The organism is Longimicrobium sp. (genome assembly GCF_036554565.1).
Classification (GTDB): Bacteria; Gemmatimonadota; Gemmatimonadetes; order Longimicrobiales; family Longimicrobiaceae; genus Longimicrobium.
In genome coordinates this window covers 1-5,038 of record NZ_DATBNB010000636.1, presented here as the reverse complement: position 1 = coordinate 5,038, position 5,038 = coordinate 1, and the positions used below count along the sequence as shown (strand labels likewise).

Genomic DNA, 5,038 nt, shown 5'->3' with positions numbered 1-5,038 from the left:
CATGCTCCACTGGCTGCGGCCGATCTGCACGTGCGACGGATCGCTCGTGGTAAACGACGAGCGGTACAGGTCGAAGGGGTCCGTCACCATCAGGTTCAGCGTCGCGCGGTTTCTCCACAGCTGCTGGCGAAGCCCCACGTGCGTCATCAGCGACGACGACACGCGGCCCTGCGGCACGTCGCGCGCCGGGTTGTAGGCCGCCATCCCCTGCATCGCCAGCGACTCGGTGATGCGCGCGCTCAGGTTGCCGCGCGCGCCCCAGCGGAACGCATCCCCCGAGTAGTCCTGTGCCAGGTTGCTGGCGTTGCGCACCTCGCGCGCGCCGTTGACGCTCACGTTGCCGCTGATCCCCGCGATCGGCCGCACGGACGCGCTCACCGAGGTGCCGTACGATGTAAGCGAGGCCACGTTCTCCCACGTCACCGTCGACACGCCGGCCGCGTCCACCGTCTTGATCTGCGTCCAGTCGTTGTCCGTGCGGCGGTAGAAGGGCGAGGCGCGCAGCGTGCCGAAGCCCGTGGTCCAGCTGGCGTCCAGGCTCACGGAGCTGGCGTACTGCGGCTCCAGGTCCGGGTTGCCCACCGTACGGTTCAGCGGATCGGTGGAGAGGTTCGTGGGATTCAGAATCTGCGGCCGCGGCCGCCGCACCCGCCGCGAGTACGAGAGGCGCAGGTCGCGCCCGCCGCCCAAGTCCCACCGCACGTTGCCGCTGGGAAACAGGCTGAGGTAGGCGTTGTCGTACTCCTGCACCGCCCCGGGCACCGTCAGCTTCGTATCGGCGTGCTCGGCGCGCAGCCCGCCCTGCAGTGTGAACGCGCCCAGCGTGCGCGACGCGGTTCCGTACGCCGAGTGCAGCGTCTGCCGGTAGGTGAACGCCATGTTCGTGGCGGCGACGCCCGCCTGGTCCTCATCCGCGAACACCTTCAGCATCCGGTTGTCGTCGGTGTCCTGCACCTCAACCCGGTATCCCACCTCCACGCGCCCCCTGGTTCCCCACGGCCGCACGTAGTCCGTGCGCAGCTGCCGCTGGCGCTCGGCGCCCGCGTCGTCGCGCACCCGCAGCTCCACGGGCTCGTCCGCCAGGCTGCCGTCGTTCTCGAACAGCTCGCGGCGCGTGCGGCTGAACGTCTCGTCCTCGCCCGCCTCGTACTCCACGTCGATGGAAAGCTCGTGCTCGCCGCCCATGAACACGCCGCCGCCGCCGCCGCGGGGACCGCCGTGGCCGCCGCCGTACCCACCGGATCCACCGGCTCCGCCCGGTCCGCCATGCCCCCCGGGTCCGCCGGGCCCGCCGCGGCCCTGGGCGCCTTCGCCTCCACGCTCCGTCGCCCGCCGGCGCGCGGCCGCGGCAAAGCTGTGGCGGAAGCCCGCCGAAAAGTCGGCCGACACGCTGTTGCGGGAATCGTCCACCGCGCGGTCGTACAGCTCCAGCGGGGTGCGCGCCTCGTTCATCCGGGTGTAGCGCGTCACGCCGTCCGCATCGTTCTGGTTCCGCCAGACGGCGCCTTCGGCGTGGAGGGACGAGGCCCGGCTCAGCTGGTATTCCGCGGAGAAGTCCAGGTTGCCGGACAGTCCCTCGTCTTCGCGCCACCCATCCTGTTCCAGCAGGGTCACGGGCGAGGCCAGCAGGTTCTGCCGCAGGTCGAAGCTGGTGGTGCGCCGGTCGGAGCGGCGCAGAAAGCCGCCGCCGAACAGGGTCCACGCCCCGCTCTGGTACGTCAGCCGCCCGCCGGTGCCCACCTCGCCCCGGCTGCTGGCGTTGGTGAACACGTTGCCGCTCAGCCCCAGGTCTACGTCGCGGTGCAGCACCACGTTCACGATGCCGCCCGCGCCCTCGGCCTCGAACCGTGCGGAGGGGTTGGGGATCACCTCGATGCGCTCGATGCGGTCCGCGGGAAACTGCTGGAGGAACAGTTCCAGCTGCTCGCCCTGCATCGGCGCCGGTCGGCCGTTCAGGTAAATCTGCGCCGCCGTTCCGCGAAGCTGCACGCCGCCGGTCGGGGGCACCTCCAGCTCCGGCACCGCGCGCAGCACGTCGTTCGCCACGCCTCCGCTGGCCACGGGCATGTCGCGCGTCGTGTAGATGGTGCGGTCCGGCGCCACGACCACGGCCGAGCGCTCGGCCACGACCTCTACCTCGCCCAGCAGCAGCACGGACGAGGCAAGGCGGATGGTCCCCAGGTCCGCCGGCGCGCCCGCCGGCACCACCGCGTCCGCGCGATGCGGCGAGTAGCCCAGCAGCGCCGCCCGCAACCCATACCGTCCCGGCGCGGCCTGGATGCGGAACCGTCCAGCCGCGTTCGTCTGCGCCCCGGCGACGGCTGACGTGTCGCCCGCCGCGTGCAGGGTCACCCGCACGGATGCCAGCGGCCGCCCGGACGTGGCTTCCACCACCGTCCCGGTGACGGTGCCGGCCTGTGCGTGCGCGGCCACGGGAAGGGCCGCCAGGGCGGCCGAAAAGGCGAGCATCCGCCCGAGGAACTTGAAAGGACTCATCTTGCTTTCCGCTGTCGGCGCGCCGTCCTGGCAAGGCACGCCGGTGAACGATCCATGTGCAGGGTAGACCACTCGCCCCGCCGTTTCGTTGGGCATTCGGTCTGCACGCATTCCGTGGCCCGGTTCCTGACGACATGGAAGGGACGCGCCGCGGGGGGACATCTTCCGCCTCAGTCGGCGGAGCGCATCGAATCAAATGGACGAGGAGAAGCAGGATGGCGGATCGGCTGGATGCGGCGGCGAGCGGAACGTTCCTGGTGGGCGGCGACATCCCGGTGAACCGGCTGGGCTTCGGCGCAATGCGGATCACGGGGGAGGGCGTGTGGGGCCCGCCGAAGGACCGCGAGGAGTCCATTCGCGTGCTGAAGCGCACGGTGGAGATCGGCGTGAACCTGATCGACACGGCGGATTCCTACGGCCCGAACGTCAGCGAGGAGCTGATCGCCGAGGCGCTGTACCCGTATCCGCGCGGACTGCTGGTCGCCACCAAGGGCGGCTTCACGCGCTCCGGGCCGGGGCAGTGGACCACGAACGGCCATCCCAAGCACCTCCGCGCCGCGTGCGAGGGAAGCCTGCGGCGGCTGCGGCTGGACACCATCGACCTGTGGCAGCTTCACCGCATCGACCCCGCCATCCCGGCCGAGGACCAGGTGGGCACCGTGGCAGACCTGCGGCGCGAGGGAAAGATCCGCCACGTCGGCCTCTCGGAGGTGACGGTGGAGCAGATCGAGGCCGCGCGGCGCGAGGTGCCCATCGCCACGGTGCAGAACCGCTACAACGTGGCGGACCGCGAGTGGGAGAGCGTGCTGGAGCACTGCGAGCGCGAGGGGATCGGCTTCATTCCCTGGTACCCGCTGGCGGTCGGCAAGCTGGCGGAAGAGGGTGGCCCTTTGGCAGAGGCGGCGCGCCGGCGGGGCGTGGCCGCGTCGCAGGTGGCGCTGGCCTGGCTGCTGCGGCGCTCGCCGGTGATGCTCCCCATCCCGGGCACCTCCAAGGTCGCTCACCTGGACGAGAACGTCGCCTCGGCCGCCGTCGAGCTGTCGGACGACGAGTTCCGCCGCATCGGCGAGGCCGCGGGCGGCGAGGAAGGCTGATCCACACACCAGGGATGCAGAACGTGGCGAGCAACGACGTGGTCGCCCGCATCGGGCGGGAGCACTATCGCACGGAGATCGAGGTCGGCGGAAAGAGCGTCGTCGTCGACGAGCCCGCCAGCCTGGGCGGGGGCGATGCCGGCCCCACGCCGTACGACATGATCCTGGGGTCCATCGGCGCGTGCACGGCGATGACGGTGCGGATGTACGCCGACCGCAAGGGCTGGCCGCTGGATAGCGTGACGGTGCGCCTGCGGCAGGCGCGCAGCTATCAGCAGGATTGCGAGGATTGCGACGCCCTTGCGCTCCCGGGAATCACCATCGAACGGGAGCTGGTGATGGAGGGCGCGCTGGACGACGAGCAACGCGAGCGCCTGGCCCAGATCGCCGACCGCTGCCCCGTGAAGCAGGCGCTGGAGCGCGGCGTCCACGTTCAGCCGGCGCAGCCCGCGTGATGCGTCTGCCCCTCATCGTCCTCCCGCTGGCGTGCGTGCTCTCGCTGGCGGGTTGCGGCTCGGGGGTGGAGCTGGTCGCGGAGAGCGACGGCCCGCCGCCCTGGCGCACGGCGTTCACCGAGGGTGCGGCGTTCGTGGCGGCTCGCGACAGCAACACCCTTCACGTGCTGCCCATCGACAGCGCCGGCCAGCCGAGCGCCGCCGGGCGGCTGCGCGTTCCCGGCCGCATCGACGCGATGGCGGCGCACGGCACGCACGTGTTCCTGGGCGTCACCCTTCACCAGAACGCGCTGCAGGAGCCGCTCACACGCGAGTGGATCAACCGCGGATGGCTGCTCATCGACGAGCGGTTCTCGTCCGGGGGCGCGTTCCTGGGCGGGAGCAACCTGGTGATCTTCGACGTGGCGGATCCGGCCCGCCCGCGATTCGTCTCGGCGCTGGTCACCACCCCCATGCCGATGACCGACATCCGTCAGATCGTCCTGCAGGACGGCCGGGCGTTCCTGGTGACCGACGTCGGCGTGTGGCTGGCCGACGTGGCCAACCCCGCCGCCCCGCGGCTGGTGGGCCGGGTCTCCGAGAGCGGCGTGGCGGTGGCGGCCGGCCGGCACCTGTACGTGGCCGAAGGCGCGGCGCGGCCGGGCGAGTCGGCCGGAGCGCGGAACGTGGGCGGCGGGATGAAGATCGTGGACGTGTCCAACCCCGCCGCGCCGCGCGTCCTCGGCTGGCTGGACGCGCGCGCACTGGGCACGCGCGAGGACGCGGGCGTGTACGGCGCGGACGTCCATGTGATCGCCGCGGGCGGGCGCCACGTGTACCTGGACGCCGAGGTGCAGGTGGGCGCCCGCACCCGCGACTTCCTGGTGACGGTGGACGTGTCCGATCCCGCCCAGCCGCGCGAGGTGGGGCGCGTGGAGGTGGATTTCCTCGACGGCCTCATCGTCCACCGCCGGACGCTGTACGCCTACGGCACCGGCGGATCGCGCGCGCTGG

4 protein-coding genes are annotated in these 5,038 nt (G+C 71.9%); 3 read left to right on the top strand and 1 reads right to left on the bottom strand.

Translation table 11 applies throughout. The features are described 5' to 3' along the window. The coding region (locus tag VIB55_RS17700; protein WP_331877992.1) for a TonB-dependent receptor domain-containing protein at positions 1 to 2,496 on the bottom strand (2,496 nt) is incomplete at its 3' end. A 215-nt stretch (positions 2,497 to 2,711) separates the two neighbouring features. Between VIB55_RS17700 and VIB55_RS17695 the strand changes: the two genes are divergently transcribed. From VIB55_RS17695 to VIB55_RS17685, 3 genes are all read left to right on the top strand, one after another. Then, positions 2,712 to 3,590, top strand: coding sequence for an aldo/keto reductase (locus VIB55_RS17695; RefSeq protein ID WP_331877991.1), 879 nt, complete (start codon positions 2,712 to 2,714; stop codon positions 3,588 to 3,590). Positions 3,591 to 3,604: 14 nt separating this feature from the next. After that, on the top strand, positions 3,605 to 4,045 hold the full coding sequence (locus tag VIB55_RS17690; RefSeq protein WP_331877990.1) for an OsmC family protein: 441 nt from the start codon (positions 3,605 to 3,607) through the stop codon (positions 4,043 to 4,045). Next, a partial coding sequence (locus tag VIB55_RS17685) for a hypothetical protein (protein WP_331877989.1) occupies positions 4,045 to 5,038 on the top strand: 994 nt, incomplete at its 3' end. The genes VIB55_RS17690 and VIB55_RS17685, both read left to right, overlap by 1 nt.